The sequence below is a fragment of the Psychrobacter sp. CX5 genome, from assembly GCF_057621535.2.
This window is the reverse complement of the sequence record NZ_CM177735.1, coordinates 199,871-215,212: the sequence shown is the minus strand read 5'-3', so window position 1 is coordinate 215,212 and position 15,342 is coordinate 199,871. Positions and strand designations below refer to the sequence as shown.

9 protein-coding genes are annotated in these 15,342 nt (G+C 41.5%); 2 read left to right on the top strand and 7 right to left on the bottom strand.

The features are described from left to right. Positions 1–110: 110 nt before the first annotated feature. Both AC21OG_RS00800 and metG read right to left on the bottom strand, forming a co-directional pair. Positions 111–1,130, bottom strand: a complete 1,020-nt coding sequence (locus AC21OG_RS00800; protein WP_487377071.1) for an ABC transporter substrate-binding protein — start codon at positions 1,128–1,130, stop codon at positions 111–113. Between the two features lie 440 nt (positions 1,131–1,570). Beyond that, positions 1,571–3,673, bottom strand: coding sequence for a methionine--tRNA ligase (gene metG / locus AC21OG_RS00795; protein ID WP_487377070.1), 2,103 nt, complete (start codon positions 3,671–3,673; stop codon positions 1,571–1,573). Between the two features lie 309 nt (positions 3,674–3,982). Here metG and AC21OG_RS00790 point away from each other — a divergent pair, with 309 nt between their 5' ends. Next, positions 3,983–4,105, top strand: a complete 123-nt coding sequence (locus tag AC21OG_RS00790; protein ID WP_487377068.1) for a hypothetical protein — start codon at positions 3,983–3,985, stop codon at positions 4,103–4,105. A gap of 226 nt (positions 4,106–4,331) precedes the next feature. Here the strand turns inward: AC21OG_RS00790 and AC21OG_RS00785 are convergent, their stop codons facing one another. Continuing rightward, positions 4,332–6,890: a TonB-dependent receptor gene (locus AC21OG_RS00785; RefSeq protein WP_487377067.1), complete on the bottom strand. Its 2,559-nt coding sequence runs from the start codon at positions 6,888–6,890 to the stop codon at positions 4,332–4,334. 287 nt (positions 6,891–7,177) lie between these two features. Here AC21OG_RS00785 and AC21OG_RS00780 point away from each other — a divergent pair, with 287 nt between their 5' ends. Continuing rightward, a complete protein-coding gene (locus tag AC21OG_RS00780; protein ID WP_487377066.1) occupies positions 7,178–8,098 on the top strand; it encodes a hypothetical protein in 921 nt (306 codons plus the stop codon). A gap of 128 nt (positions 8,099–8,226) precedes the next feature. Here AC21OG_RS00780 and AC21OG_RS00775 read toward each other — a convergent pair whose 3' ends face one another. From AC21OG_RS00775 to AC21OG_RS00760, 4 genes are all read right to left on the bottom strand, one after another. Continuing rightward, positions 8,227–9,450 (bottom strand): glycosyltransferase family 2 protein, encoded by a 1,224-nt coding sequence (locus AC21OG_RS00775; RefSeq protein ID WP_487377065.1) that lies wholly within the window; start codon positions 9,448–9,450, stop codon positions 8,227–8,229. A 105-nt stretch (positions 9,451–9,555) separates the two neighbouring features. Continuing rightward, positions 9,556–10,992: a hypothetical protein gene (locus AC21OG_RS00770; protein WP_487377064.1), complete on the bottom strand. Its 1,437-nt coding sequence runs from the start codon at positions 10,990–10,992 to the stop codon at positions 9,556–9,558. A 5-nt stretch (positions 10,993–10,997) separates the two neighbouring features. Further along, positions 10,998–12,413, bottom strand: coding sequence for a glycosyltransferase (locus AC21OG_RS00765; protein WP_487377063.1), 1,416 nt, complete (start codon positions 12,411–12,413; stop codon positions 10,998–11,000). Between the two features lie 138 nt (positions 12,414–12,551). Next, positions 12,552–14,573, bottom strand: coding sequence for a glycosyltransferase family 2 protein (locus tag AC21OG_RS00760; RefSeq protein WP_487377062.1), 2,022 nt, complete (start codon positions 14,571–14,573; stop codon positions 12,552–12,554). Positions 14,574–15,342 lie beyond the last annotated feature (769 nt).

The following is a 15,342-nucleotide window of genomic DNA, read 5'->3' as shown; positions in this document are numbered from 1 at the left end:
CTTAGGCATTAATAACATATAAACTTCCGTTTTTAAGCGCTTATTGAGTCGTATAATGATGAAATAGACTCGAATAGTTAATAAAGTCTATTGACTGCGAAGCTTAGTTGTTACTGCGACGCTTCGTTACTAGGTTTTGTGTCATCCACATTGATGCCATCTGCTATCAGGCTTTTATCCAGTGTAACGCCTTGTTCTTTGGCATGCTTTGGGCTGATATACAACGTCAATTCGTTCATGACTTCAGGTTTGATATCGGTGATGGCTTCCCCGTTTAATACGCGATATACCATTTTTCCGGTGACCCGGCCAAAGTCATAATCATTGACACCAAGGGCAGCAGTAGCACCGCGGCGTACACTAAACTCATCTGACGTAATGACAGGTATATCCATCTCATTTGCGGCACTGGCCATGGCTTCAAATGCGGTAATGACATTATTATCAAGTGAGGTGTAAATAACATCCGCTCGACCTTGTAAGCTACGGGTTGCCATTGCCACATCATTTGGGCGATTGGCAGCCACATCAAGTATTTTAAGCCCACGTGCAGGTGCCGCGGCTTGTAATTGCTTTAATACGGCAACGGAATTGGCCTCTCCCGGGCTGTAAACATAACCGATAGTCTTGGCATCTGGTACAATTTTTTGAATTAAGTCCAAAGGGGGCTCAATCGGTAATTGACTTGATAAGCCGGTGACATTGGATTGAGTTGGGACGTTATTAGCCGTAATAAGCTTAGCGGCGACGGGGTCAGAAATAGCGGTATAGATAACAGGGATGGTGGTCGTAGAAGCAACGACAGTTTGGGCAGAAGGGGTTGAAATGGCTACGATAGCATCCGGCATATCACCCGCAAACTGTTTGGCAATTTGTCCAGCAGTCGCCGTATTGCCTTGCGCACTTTGAAAATTAATCGTAAGATTTTGTCCTTTGACATAGCCATCTTGTGCCAACTGCTCGATCATGCCGCGACGGATCTCATCTAAAGAAGGATGCTCTACAATTTGTGTTACCGCTACTGTTTTGGCTTCTTTAGTCGGTGCAGTACCACCCGCACTTTGTGTGTCAGGTTTATCTGTACAGCCAGTAACCGTCGCAATACCGACACTCATGCTTAATGCAATCATACAGCGCCAAATTCTTTTTTTGTTGAATTTTGTTGTTATGAGGTTAGATGTCTCAAAGAGATTGAATAATGATGATGAATCTGGCTGCATTAGTGGTTACTCACTTAAAATGAACAATGTAAAACAAAACTATGGAATACTATTCTCTTAATTCTCTTAAAGTGTCACAGCTGTAGGGTGCTATCCTAACCACAGTATTCACTGAGATCGATTGCCTTGTAACATTTATAAGGGAATTTGACTATAATGTAACATAACTGTGAAATAAAAAAAGATGCTAACTAAAAAAAGCCGATGTTAATTAACATCGGCTTATATTTGATCAACACCACCATTATAAAGGTATTTTCAGATATCCCCTATAAAAAGTTTAGGGCGTGTCCTCATATATAAAAGTGATATAAAAATGGGCACACGCCTTAGTCGTTAGACAGAATATATTACGCTAATTTATCTCCGACTTGACACTCGTCTGGTAAGGTGATGACAACCAATCCTGTTTTAGGGTCGCCAGACGATAAAATCATACCTTCTGATACCCCAAACTTCATCTTACGTGGGGCAAGGTTAGTAACGCAAATAACTTTTTTATTCGCTAATTGTTCTGGCTCGTAAAATTTACGAATACCACTAAAGACATTGATTGGCTTATCTTTACCCACATCCAATGTAAACTGTAGCAGTTTATCGGCCCCTTCTACATAATTGCACTCAAGGACGTGAGCAACTGTCATTTCGACCTTCATAAAGTCATCAAACTCAATAAAGCTTTCTACAGAAGTAGCATCAGGCGCCGTACCTTCATTTGGCTGAACGCTGCTCTTAGAATTAGCACTGTTATTAGCATCGACTGACGCTAAGTCCTGCTTTGATTCTTCAATCAAGGCATCAATTTGCGATTGCTCAATACGCTGCATCAATGGCTTGAACTTATTGATTTTATGACCAAGCAATAGCGTGTTACGGCTTTCAAAACTTAAGTCATCGATATTTAAGAAAGTCTTGGCATTGTCAGTAAGCTCAGGTAACACCGGCGCTAAATACACCATAAGCTGACGGAAAATATTGATGGCAACTGAGCAAACCTCTTGTACTTCTTGCTCACGACCTTCTTCTTTAGCCATTGCCCATGGTTTTTTGCTGTCAATATACTCGTTTGCTTTATCCGCACATTGCATAATTAGGCGCATCGCACGGCTAAACTCACGATTTTCATATGCAGCCGCAATTTCTTCACCAGTGCGCATAACATCATTTAATAGCTCAGGCTCTGCACAGTTTTCAGACAGTATGCCATCATATTTTTTGACGATAAAGCCGGCACTACGACTGGCAATATTGACCACTTTGCCGACCATGTCAGAGTTTACCTTCTGCATAAAGTCAGCAAAATCTAAATTCAGATCTTCCACTTTATCCGACAACTTGGTCGCAAAGTAATAGCGTAGATACTCTGGGTGTAAATGCTTAGCAAAGGTCTCGGCTTGAATGAAGGTACCTCGCGATTTACTCATTTTCTCGCCATTGACCATCAAAAATCCATGAGCAAAAACACCGGTTGGCGTGCGATATTCAGCCCCAGCTAACATTGCTGGCCAAAATAATGCATGGAAGTAGACAATATCTTTACCAATAAAATGATACAGCTCAGTTTTGTGTTGATTTTCCTCTAACCAATAATCATCAAAATTCAGCTCTGGTTTTAGAGGATCAGTTGAGCCTTGGCGCTGTTTGCATAGGTTTTTAAAACTGGCCATATAACCAATCGGCGCATCGAGCCAAACATAGAAATATTTATCAGGTTCACCTTCAGGGGTGTCTGGGATTTTAAAGCCAAAATAGGGCCCATCACGGGAGATATCCCAGCTGGCTAGACCTGCCTCAAACCACTCTTGAAGCTTATTGGATACTGAAGGTTGCAGACGGTTTTTATCATTGGTCCACTGCTTTAGAAAGTCTTCAAACTCAGGTAAATTAAAGAAATAATGCTTAGAAGTCTTTAAAACAGGTGTGGCGCCAGATAATGTTGAATAAGGGTTTTTAAGTTCAGTCGCATTATAGGTAGTACCACAGACTTCACAGTTATCGCCATATTGGTCTTTTGCGGCGCACTGAGGACATTCACCTTTTACAAAACGGTCAGCTAAAAACAGTCCTTTTTCAGGATCAAATAGCTGTTCAACATCTTTGGTTGAGATGTGACCTTCACCGTTTAAGCGACGATAAATTAACTCAGAAAATTCACGATTTTCATCTGAATGAGTAGAGTGGTAGTTATCAAAGTTTACTAAGAATTTGCTGAAGTCAGCTTCATGCGATGCTTTTACTTTTGCAATCTGCTCTTCGGGTGTCACGCCATTGGCTTCTGCCTTTAACATAATGGCAGTACCATGCGCGTCATCGGCACATACGTAGGTTACTTGATGGCCTTGAGCCTTCATTGCTCGCACCCAGATATCGGTTTGGATGTATTCTACCAAGTGACCTAAATGAATAGGACCATTGGCATAGGGAAGAGCACTGGTAACAAGAATTTGACGCACAAAATCACCTATTAAGTTTATTGATTTTAATTAAATTTTCAGGATTTATAATATCTGCCTATGATACCGCAAATGGCTTAGAAATGGGAGCTTACCTTAGAACCTATATTCACAACCTTGGACTATTTCTACCCAAAATAAGCCACTACTTGGTTACAATTCGGGTTTAATAGAATCACTCTTCAACCCAAGCTTTTAACTTAATAGTGCATTGTATTGACGCATTTTATGCTAAAAATTTTCTAACTTTAGCTTATGAATACAGCTTTTTAAATAGAAAGGAGTTGAGTATCTAAAAACCGTCCCATTGTGGTAACCGATAAGGGGGCGGTGTTATGTCGTCCGTTGGAGCGTGTCTTTGAGGTACTGGCAAATCCTGTCAGTGAGTTCACTAAAGAGAATGGTAATGTGATTCAGAGCCCTCAGGGTTAAACAGTACTAGCCCCGATTGCAGCGGATATACTTGGTAAGGCACAGAGGGCAGAAACGCTAGCTTTAGACCGGTATCGCGGTAGCAGGAACGGACTAAAGCGGAGCGTTTCGCTCTGTGCGAGCCAAGATAGAAGTGCAAAGCGGGATGGGCTATATAGTTTATTTAAAACCTTAGTAGAAATATGCTAAAGCCCCGCATTGATTCATTTAAATGAAGACTATTACTTTAGAATTGTACATTTAAGCCCAAAGAAATATTACGCCCCATTTGCGGTACAAATGATAAAAATGAGTTGTGTACATAAATCTCTTCGTCCAGTATGTTGTTGGCGCGTAAGGATAGGGTGTAGTCTAAGGGGTGTTTTGAGTTGCCCCATGTGTTTTTGTAATCTAGCCCTAGGTTTAATAATGAGTAGCCTTTGGTGGCGTTTTCAGGGACTTTGGTGACTTTGAGTAAGTCTTCATCTTTGGGTATTCTGGCAACTGTCGCTGTCGAGGTTTTGTTTTGGGTAAAGACGCGGGTGAAGTCAAGCGAGGTTGACCAGTTGTCATTGTACTCGTTGTTTAAGCGAAAGCCTAAGCGTAGTGGCGACATACGCGGCGCGTTACGCTCTGGACGCTCTACCTTGTCGATTCCAATCACTTCATAGTCAGTATAAGCACATCTTTCTTCATAATCTGCATCACCAGGGGTTGCACCACAGAACTCTGGTGGATCGTATTTAGTGATTTCTTTATAGATTTTGTTGCCATAAATGGGGGCAAAGCCATAGAGCTTGCCACGCACATAGTCACCAAATAATGTGGCGCTATGCCCAGGTAGATATTCATAACCTACTTCTGCTTCTAAGCCTTGGATTTTGGCTTTGGATTGGGTCATGCGGCGAAGATATAAGTTGCCGTCTTTATGTAGGTTTTCGGCATGGACATAGTTGTCAAAGTGATTGCTGTAAGCGCTGGCTTTGTAGTGCCATTTGTCATTATCAAACTGAATGCCTAGCTCAATGTTATCTGACTTTTCTTTATCTAAGTCTTTATTACCATACAAAAACGAGTTGGTGGCTAAGTTTTTGCCGTGATAGTAAAGCTCCATAGGCGTGGGCAAACGCTCATTATGTGAGTACGAGAGGTCCAAACGATATTCTGGGGTAATGTCCCAGATAGTGCCTAGTGCATAAGAAAAAGCAGACTCTTCATAAGGGGTTAAGTCTGGCATTTCTGGTTCGGATAGCTGACTATGCAGCTTGTTTTGGGATTCTATTGCTTCTATGTCATAAGTGATAGGTATCTTTGATTTTTCATAACGCAGACCGGCTTCAAACAGCCAGTCATTAAGCTTATACTGCTCAACACCAAACAGGCTAAATTGACGCTGAGTATTTTCAACCAAAAGGCGACGATTTTCAGCACGTTCTTCTTTAGAAGGTATCAATGCACTGCTTTTGTGAGATTGGCTTTGAATACCCCAGACCCCTTGCAAATGCTCGGTCGGTGTATGATAAGCCTCTAACTTGGCATTGTAGCCTTGGTTGTCAAAATAAGAGGGGTTGGCCTTAACAAACACGCTACCTTGGGCGGGGTCTGGGATGGTTTTGCCGTGGTCATGCTCTTCATGGTGGTAGTTGTGATACGCAACATCCAATCGGACTTTTTCAATGGCGCTAATTGGGTCTAGCAGCTCACCTTGTAGGTAGTAGCTTTTACTTTTCATATCCACCCAAGGTCCCGCTTGTGTATGATCGTGGTTATGCCCAAACGGATGATCATGGCTATGCTCAGGGTCCATTTCGTGATCGGTACCACAATGGAAGTGGAAAGAGTCCACTAAATCATCATCCCCCATTAAATGAGGATAGACATTGAGATAAGGGCGATTTTTACCGATACCTAGGAAGTTGAGCACATGGCCACCACATGAATCGTATTTATGGTTGTGACCGACTAAGCCATAGTCGTCATGGCGCTCACTATAGGCAACGCCAATATGACCTCGATCACCGATATAAGATAACCCTACTGTCCCCACGTTAGATTTGTTATGTGAGTCGGGTAGGTAGTTGAGCTTTTCAGCAAGATTAATCTCAGGTACTTCATAGTTGTTGGCCTTACGTGACAGCCCCTCGACACGTAGTGCGACATTGTCTGTTAATCCAAAGGTCACTCCTGCTGTTGCCACCTTTTCATCATTATTATCATTAAAGCGTAGCGCCGCTTCTCCTTCATAATTTTCTGGCACGTAACCCGGAATCCGCCCATCGACAACGTTAATCACCCCAGCAGGCGAGGCGGTGCTATACAGAAGGGTAGAGGCGCCCCGTATTAATTCTACTCTATCAGCCAATAAGGTATCGACACCGACCGCATGATCTGGTGATAGGGTCGACATATCGATCGCATCCATACCGTTTTCTAATATTTTGACACGTACCCCTTCTTGACCTCTTACCACAGGGGCAGACGCACCACCACCAAAGGGATTGCTATGCACACCAAGCTCATCCGCTAGGGCGTTACCAAGTGTCGCAGAACGGTGGCGTAATTTCTCATTGCTGATAACGACATCACTGGCTTTTTTCGCATTATCAAAAGCTAAGCTGCTCGGTACTTTGTTTGAGGTAGCAGTAACGGTAATGGCTTCAAAGGTGGCCTGAGGCATGAACTCAGTATCGGACTGTAAGTCATCGTCCGTTAAGGTGTCGGTGGGCTCAGTATTGGCGAGGGCGTTTTGAGTCGCTACAGAAACAAGGAGGGTATAAATCGCAATAGTAAGTGGTTTTCTTTTCATAAAACGTAACCTTAATAAGCGGCATTAAGCGGCCTTGATTGGTTTTAATGAGATCTAATCGTTAAATAAAATAATATGTTATAACATAACAATAATAAACGAAATGATATGATAACGTTTTTTTAAAATGTTGCAATATTTTTAAGCAAAATGACACTCAATTCGTTTAAAATCGGTAGCTATTTCAATCGGATATGGTTAGGGTGTGTGGAACATTCGACCATAGCACTGGCGGAGACTAGTTTTTAGTCAATTAACACTATTTCTTAGGGTAATGATAAATCAATATGACAATGCTGAATATAGATATTATGGTCTCGTATAGTGATGATGTTTCTCTTGATGACAGTATCCCAAGTTCATCAAGCTTTGCACAAACGACTACTGAGGCGTCTATTAATAAGATGAGTTCCTTTAAGAGTTTGAGAGCTGATAGTTTAAAAGAGGATAGTTTAAAAGGTGATGTTTTTGAAAATAATAGCTCAGCTTTTGAAAGCTTGCCCAGTATTATTCAAAAGGCATTGTTCGATGCTAAGCGGGTGGTGCTTATCGCCAATAACCCAGCAATCAGCAAAGAGAAACTCGAGGAGATGTTAAACCCTGATGATGTTTTGGTGTTATTTAATTACTTTATTCATGCTGAGTTTTTGACCACGCATCCTATGATAAAAGCATTGCCTAAGTTGATATTTTTCCGTCAAATTGGCGACAGTCAATTGCATTTTGGTCTACCACCTAGAAGTAATAATATTGGCTATATAGCGCAGATGGCAAAAGACGCCCCTCTTGGTTTGCTACTCAGTAATATAGGCTATCAATTTCCTACACCAGATGATGACCCAAAGCCTGAAGATGATCCGATAGAGGATAGCCGTATTTTGGTCGTTCCTGAGAAGGTTAAAGCCTTGTTCGACAGTGACAGTCATCATAAGGTGCTGCCTGAAAACCATGATGTTGTGGCCGATTATCCCCGCTTTGAAGATATTCATTCCTCAGCGCCTTCATCGGGATTTTTGTTATATCGCTTAATGTTAGCGGTGCGGGCGCATTTACAATCAACTTATCCTGACACCGATCCTTTAGAGCTATTGATGATAGGCTTTAATCATAATGAGGAGACCAACCACTTTTGGCATGGTCATAATTGGGAGTTTGAGAGGCAAGAGATCAACGCAGCGCCATCGAGGGTGACGGTGATACGTCAGTAGATTGATAAAAGTTTGAGTTAGGGTTCTATCTATCCTGTCTATAAGCTTTGCAGTTATGATTCTATATACCTTGCTGTTGTCTATTAAAGGTGCCTATTAATTTTTACGCATTTTAGACAAACACTGCCTCAAACAAACGGCGCATCAGGACAATGGGCTGATTGTAATTCATCCTCTAAGGGTTCCCTAATCACAGTGATAGGCTTGTCTTGTTGATCAATCCACTCAATCAGACCCATATCAACAAATTGCTGAAGCCAGCCGCCCATTGGCCAATGCTGCCATTTGTCATAAAAGCGATTGGCATTAATGACAATACTGTCAAGGTGGTTGAGGGGCGGCCGATACACGCCATGCTGCTGGTGATACACCACATCGGCACTGAGATAAAAGTCAATACTCATGGCACGCGCGGTAAACGCAAAGTCAGTGTCTTCTGCCCCATAACCGATATATTGAGTATCAAAGCCCCCTATATTTTGAAACTGTTGGCGTGTTATGGCAAAGCATAAGCTCCAAAAGGCGCCATAGTCATCGGTCTTCATCATTGGCGTTGAGGTCTGTTCTGGTAGCGAAGGATTTGCTTGAGAGGTTTCTGTTAATAGGGTATTTGCGACATTAACATGAGCGGCTTTATCTGAACCTATTTCGATCTTGTCGCTCTGAATATTATTTAACTTGTCGTCAGCCTTATCATCATCTAAGTTATCTTCGTTGTTTGAAAAACCAGAATCGCTAGGCTCAAAGTTGTAACGGTAAGGGTTATACACCGATAAGGCGTTCAACGTCTGAACAGGAAAGTTGCCATCTTTTAGCAGCGTGCTTTCATCAACCGTTAAAGGACGAGTTAAGTATCTGGGCTGTCCCATAATTAAGCTGTCAGGCTGTTCTTGTAACTTTACACTCATCTGCTTAATAAAATCTGGTGAAACGATGCAATCGACATCCAGAAATATCAGAGCCTCACGATGAGCTTTAGCCGCACCAAGATTACGATTGTGACCAATATCAAATTTAGGTTTGGCGCTGCTAGTAGAGGCTGTATTCAAGCCTGTAGTAGCGTCTGCATTTGAGCCTGAATCAGAGCTTGAAACGGTAGTCGGGATCTGGATAATATTTAGCGAAAACTCTGCTAAACGCTCCGGATCAGCATCATCATTCACAATAATGACTTCTTCAGGTTGAGCGCTTCCTTGCTCAAGACTACTTAGCAGATTATACAAATGCCGATTTCGCCCATAGCAAGTGGTAATGACGCTAACAGGGACTTGGCTATTAGAAAGTTGATTGTTCAAAGGCTGATTATCCTTCTGATTAAAGGGTTGCGTTAAATCTGTATTTGAGTCATTCATCAAGTCACGCCACGTTTGAAGTGTTTGAAAAAGAGTTAATTGGCAATAGGATTAATAGGTAATAGGGTTAATTGATAATGGGTTTAAATGGCTGGCAAAGATAGTTTAGTGTCTAGAAAAGCTATCAGGTTTTAAGTCAAGCTGAGGCAGTAACCAGTTTTCAAACCAGCTTTTGCAGGTTGTATACTCAACCATGCTTTGCATAAAAGCTTTCGCAGCCGATGGTTCTAAACGGGTTTGATGATGATTAGAAGAGTTGGACTGCCTGTATTGAGCGACTACGCTATATGACGGTTCTGTTTTTAGAGTTTGTTTAAGCGCTTGAGTCAAAGTAGTCTTTTCTTGCTTTGCATTAACCGTCATCTTCTCAGTAAACTGAGCCCAACTCAATGCGCGACCTTCTGATATTAATGCTTCCGCCATGATTTCTTGCTCACGATGCGGTCTATTATCGGGTAGTACCACCAGCGGTGTATTAGAGGCATATACTTGAGCAATCGCATTCAGCCCGCATGCCATGATTACACAATCACTATGCTCAATAAAAGGCATGACGTCATCGACATGGGTCGCAATATCAACGTTATGACGTACATTCTCATTGATAGGACCAAGCGATATGATTATGGCCTCTGGTAACAGACTACGTAACTCAGGCAGCTTGATGTCAATTGCCTCATGCCCTCCATAACCTTTAATAACGGTTACAATAGGATGGTGGCTTGAATGATAGTGGCTTGAAAAAGAGTGGCTTGAATTGACATTGTTGTCGTTGATGTCGTTGATGTCGTTGATGTTATTTTCATCCGGCAATATATCTAATGGAAATGTATCTAATGTCGTTGAGTCGGCATCTGACAATGTTGCCGCTTTTTGGCTGATACTATTTAATAACGGGTTAGATGATCTGCTTTTATCTAGACTGTGAGCGGTCTGTTTTACATGGTTGGACAACTGGGAAATAAATTCTGGATATGATACAGAGGACTGTTTAAAAAAGTTGATAAAGTCAAGATAGAGTGTTTTTTGACCCACCCAATCAGGGGTAATGCCCGCCTCCAAAGAGGGCGGATAAGGAGCGAGTAAGGCTAAAGCGCCAGCAAAGGCATTGATATGTGGTGTGTCGTCACGGCTCCCTGGCAGTCTCACATATAAGTAGGGGATACTTGAGACACGGCAGAGCATAGCAACTTCCACACTGACATCAATGATCATCAGATCTATCTGACGCTGATAGATGGTATCTAAAAGTTGGTGACTACGCTTTAAAATATCGGTATTGCCGATAGGCGAGTAGTGAAGGCAGCTTGGTTGCCAGTAGTCGCCAGCACGGCCTGGTAGCACGTCGTCTTTTCGCTCATGCTCATTACTCAAGCGAATGATTTGTGACTCTGGCAGTGATGTAAAGCGGTAAGTATCCAAACTTAGGCTGGTAAAAACAGTCATCTGTAGTCTATCAACATCAGTGAGAAGTGCGGCAAGCTTATCGGCCTGACGGCAATGTCCCGATCCATGATGATGGGCGTAGTAACCAATACGCATCTAACTTACTCCTCAATCGTATTCACTGGCGAGACAGAATTCAATGGCTTAGGAGTAGCACTCTTATGAATAGGAAGTTGATATCTACCCTCGGGGTCGTTATGAGATGCCATAATTTGTGTTGAGTCTGTTCTTAAGTCTGCTCTTGAGCCTTGCGTTAAGTCTGAGCCATGAGAAGTTGAGAGCGGTTCGCGTTTTAATGACGCCTCACAGTCAGTGAATGCCTGCAAATCATTTGAGCTATCTAATGTTTGATAATATAAGTTTAGGTAGCCCTCTACCATTGCGGACGCGGAACAGAACTGTACTGCCCGATCACGACACGCTTGACGGGAGATGTTTTTGATATTATCAAAGCCCTGTATAAAAGCCTGCTTGTCCTCTTTGGCGACAATGATACCCGTCGTCGGGGTGACTATTTCGGCACTAGCACCAACATCAAATCCTAAAACGGGCGTACCACAGGCTAAGCTCTCAGCCAAGGTTAAGCCGTAAGGCTCATCCCATGTACTGGTAAATAGTAGAGCGGTCGCTTGAGTAAGATAGTCATTGATTTCAGATTTGGTCAAGTGACCGACATACTCAAAGCGTTTTGCAGACCCATCTTCCTCATCCTGACGAAGCAACGGGGCGACTTGCTCATCAAAATAACCTTGATTGCTCTTAGGTCCAGCAATGATTAATTTTTTATTGGCTTCTTTACAATATTGCATCGCCAAATGGGTGCCTTTTTCTGGACATATACGGCCATACCAAAAATACACCTCATCTTTAATAGGGGCTACGTTTGCCTTAAATTCATCTACTTCAATGCCGTTATACACCACTTTTGACGGTACAAACTCAGAGAATAGGCGTTGTTGATAATGACTGACTGACGTAAATTGAGTGGAGGTGCCTCGGCTTAAGGTCAGTAGCGCAATATTTAGATCAGGGAAGATTGGCGTATGGAACGTGGTAAAAAAACGAGATCCAAAGGCTTGGCCGGTCATCATCGGGATATGGTGCAAGCTATGATTGTGTACAATATCAATCTCGCCGCGTTCATAGCGGGCAATGATATCGCGAAGCGCCAGTTGATACGTCAAATATTGGAATAACTCATTTCTACCCATGGATAAGGCTTTATGTCCATTTTCACTAACTAGGGTGTCGAACTCTTCACGGGTCAGTAGTGGTATTAAGGTTGCCTTAGTATTACTGTCTTTATGGGCATATAGCAGAACTTCGTGACCGAGATCTACCAACTCATCACAGATTAAGTGTGTCATCTTTTCAAGACCCCCGGCATAAGGCTGAGCGATCGGATATAGCGAATGGGCGATAACCGCAATACGTAACCTTTTGGCTGATGACAATGTGGTTTTAGAGGGGGTAGATTGAGAGGATGTGGTATGAGTATGATGTGCTAACGATGACATAAGTGCCCCAATGTGTGCGATAAAAATGTGCGATAAAAAATGTAGATGTTTAGAAGGTATTGACTAATGCAGGCTTTAAATACTTTTAATGCTTTGTAACATGAATACTATTTGTTTTGGCCTCAGTAACACGATGCTTTAGTTATACGAAGCTTTAGGAGTTTTGATAGTGGGTTTAGTGTTGATACAGGCCCTATCATTGGTACCGGTTTTGTCATCCAGTCTTTTGTTAAATCTATTACCATCGCTTACTCTGTCACTAAGTCTTTTTCGGGTATCCTTTTTTATACGGCCATGAATAGCAAGATACGTTTTATTTATCGGTTGTGTTATTGCTGACTCTTCTGTAATGCTGGCAAAGTTATCGACGGCTACTTTTAAAGCTGCGAGTTTTAATGCACAGACGCTAAGCGCACTGGTTAATAATAACGGTGAATAAAATGGGCTGGGGGGAGATACCACAGCTGCTGTTGATAGGTTTAATACAAACACCAGCTTTGGGGTTGTCCTGAGGTTATTCATCCAAGCGGATCGACTAATAGATTTGATTTTATTTTTAGGGGTGCAAACGAAAGGCTTATTTTGACCCCATAATACGGGTAGCCAAGATAAAGCGCCCAACTCCCAAAAGTTTAGATGCATTAGCCAAGCACGTAACTTTCTATTAAAGTGATTTCTATTAAGATGATTTCTATTAAGTTGATTTCTATTAAGATGATTTCTATTAAGAAGCCCGCCATTAAGGAGCTGACCTTTCAGAAGCTTTTCGTTTGTAGAGCCAATGTTAATAGAGCCAATGTTAATAGAGCCAATGTTAATAGAGCCAATGTCGTTCGTACTGTTATTAATAAGTTGTTTATTTAGAGGTGATTGGTCTTGCAAATACGCCCATAAGCGTCTTAATAAAAATACCGAATAGCCTGTATAAACGATAGAAAGAGACGTCACTATTGACGCTTTGCTAATGGGGTAAAAAACTGTACCCGTTGCGACCAACAAGCTACCGATGTGAAGCCCAATAAAGGGACCGGTAAAATTTATCCAAGCAGTCAACTGTGAAAGATGTGCGCGTAGATAAGCCACACGCTCAAACATAGATTGCTTTTGGGGTATGACCGATTCTTTTTTAATAAGATTCGGGTCTGAATAACGGAACGCTATATAGTCATCGTTTATCGCGCAAGTATCGATAGAGCCATTGGTTATTCGGCCTTTTTCTAAAAAGCTTGAGTTTGAAAAGCTTGAATGAGAAGGTTGTGAGTCGTAAGGTTTTGAATTAAATGAGCCAGATTTCCGAGAACGTCTATTAAAAAACCCAAATAAAACTGAAGAGACGTTTTTGAGTACCTGCATATTGCCGTAAATCCAGCGGCGGCGCTGGGCAGCAAGATCTTTTAGTGAATTAGGCAATAAGCCAGTCGCAATAACTTCAGGGATAAATTGACTGCGATATCCATTTCGATGCATGAGCACACCCATCTGCGCATCTTCCGTAATCGAAGCACCAGACCAACCCCCTAAATTTACCAAATCCTGACGGCGTATTACCGCAAAGGTACCTGTCGATAACGCCTTATTGCGATTAAAAGGGCGATATAAGTGATAATTAAAATAGTGATTTAACTCACTATGCACATCTTGTTGGCCCTCGTTACGATAAAACTGTGGGAACTGAAGTAGAGTATGATCAGGATAACGTTGCAAAGCATTGGCAATAGATAGCCTTGCATGAGGCAGCGCTTGATAGTCACTGTCAACCACGACAATGTGTGAACAATTGGACGCCATCATCTCCAAAGCAAGATTGAGAGCGCCCGCTTTATATCCTTCAATAGCATCCACATGATAGAAGCGAACCCTTAAGTCAGGATCTAGGCGGTTACAGAATGCTGCAAGGGGAGCATACTTTTCGATTTGTGTATTATTATTATCAATAATAAGGATTTCGTCACGCGCCTCTTTAATTGCCAATAAAGATTCGATGGTATTGATGACTAATTCAGGCGGTTCAGCACATGTCATTATTTGAAAGCTAATCGCCTCAAGGTATTGACCATGGGCCTTATCCTCTATACTAGCAGACTTTTTAGAATAATTATCTGTAGTGTCTGATGTCGTATCTAGCGCTATATCGGGAGAATTAAGCTTGTCTAAGGTCATGTATTATCCTGAGGAAAATAGTTATTAAGTCTTATATTTATTTAGGATTGATTAAGTCTTATCGAGCCGTCTTATCGTTAAAAGTTAGGCGTATGTATAGGGTTTACATGGTGTAAAGAGGAACGGTAATAAATCACATGGGATAAAATTATAATAAGGCATCAAAGGTCATAACTTAATTTCACAAATAGACTCACTTACTGAATAGTATTAACTGGATATTAATGGTCTCAAGTGCCTTTTATTCCCTTTCGTCTTTTCCTTCAGGATAAGGTTCCTATACCTGCTACTATCTACTAATAACTTACTGCCAATAATAATATAAAGCTTTGTAATGTAAGTATTATTAAGGAGTAGCAAATATTTAAAAATGTATTTTTAAGTAATGTTTTTATAAGTTGTAACCTAATATTTAAACATGATAATTACGTTGTAATGATTTGTTACTTTTTAGATCGCACTAGCTTCCAAAAATAGCTAAATATGGTTTATCGGGATAGTCTCTATATTCTGAGTAGTAGCTATATGATGAGGCTATGCTATAAGGCACTATCATAAGGTGCTCAATATCTTTGATTATCCTGCCTGACTGTCCTGCTTAACTATACTTATATTGCTCTATACTTACATTGCTCTACTTGCTTGACTACACTAGCTTGACTAGGTTAGTTCGTTACTCCTCTAAAAAATGTCGTTACTTGTCAATAGTTTGCTCGTCTCAAATTGCTGTTAGATTTAAAATGAGGTTATTAGGTCATAAATGAGGTTA

What these genes read in the sequence shown, in the direction of transcription:
- AC21OG_RS00770 (WP_487377064.1), bottom strand. Translation starts at nt 10,992, where the DNA reads ATGCGTATTGGTTACTACGCCCATCATCATGGATCGGGACATTGCCGT.
- AC21OG_RS00765 (WP_487377063.1), bottom strand. Translation starts at nt 12,413, where the DNA reads ATGTCATCGTTAGCACATCATACTCATACCACATCCTCTCAATCTACC.
- AC21OG_RS00780 (WP_487377066.1), top strand. Translation starts at nt 7,178, where the DNA reads ATGACAATGCTGAATATAGATATTATGGTCTCGTATAGTGATGATGTT.
- AC21OG_RS00800 (WP_487377071.1), bottom strand. Translation starts at nt 1,130, where the DNA reads ATGATTGCATTAAGCATGAGTGTCGGTATTGCGACGGTTACTGGCTGT.
- AC21OG_RS00775 (WP_487377065.1), bottom strand. Translation starts at nt 9,450, where the DNA reads ATGAATGACTCAAATACAGATTTAACGCAACCCTTTAATCAGAAGGAT.
- AC21OG_RS00785 (WP_487377067.1), bottom strand. Translation starts at nt 6,890, where the DNA reads ATGAAAAGAAAACCACTTACTATTGCGATTTATACCCTCCTTGTTTCT.
- AC21OG_RS00760 (WP_487377062.1), bottom strand. Translation starts at nt 14,573, where the DNA reads ATGACCTTAGACAAGCTTAATTCTCCCGATATAGCGCTAGATACGACA.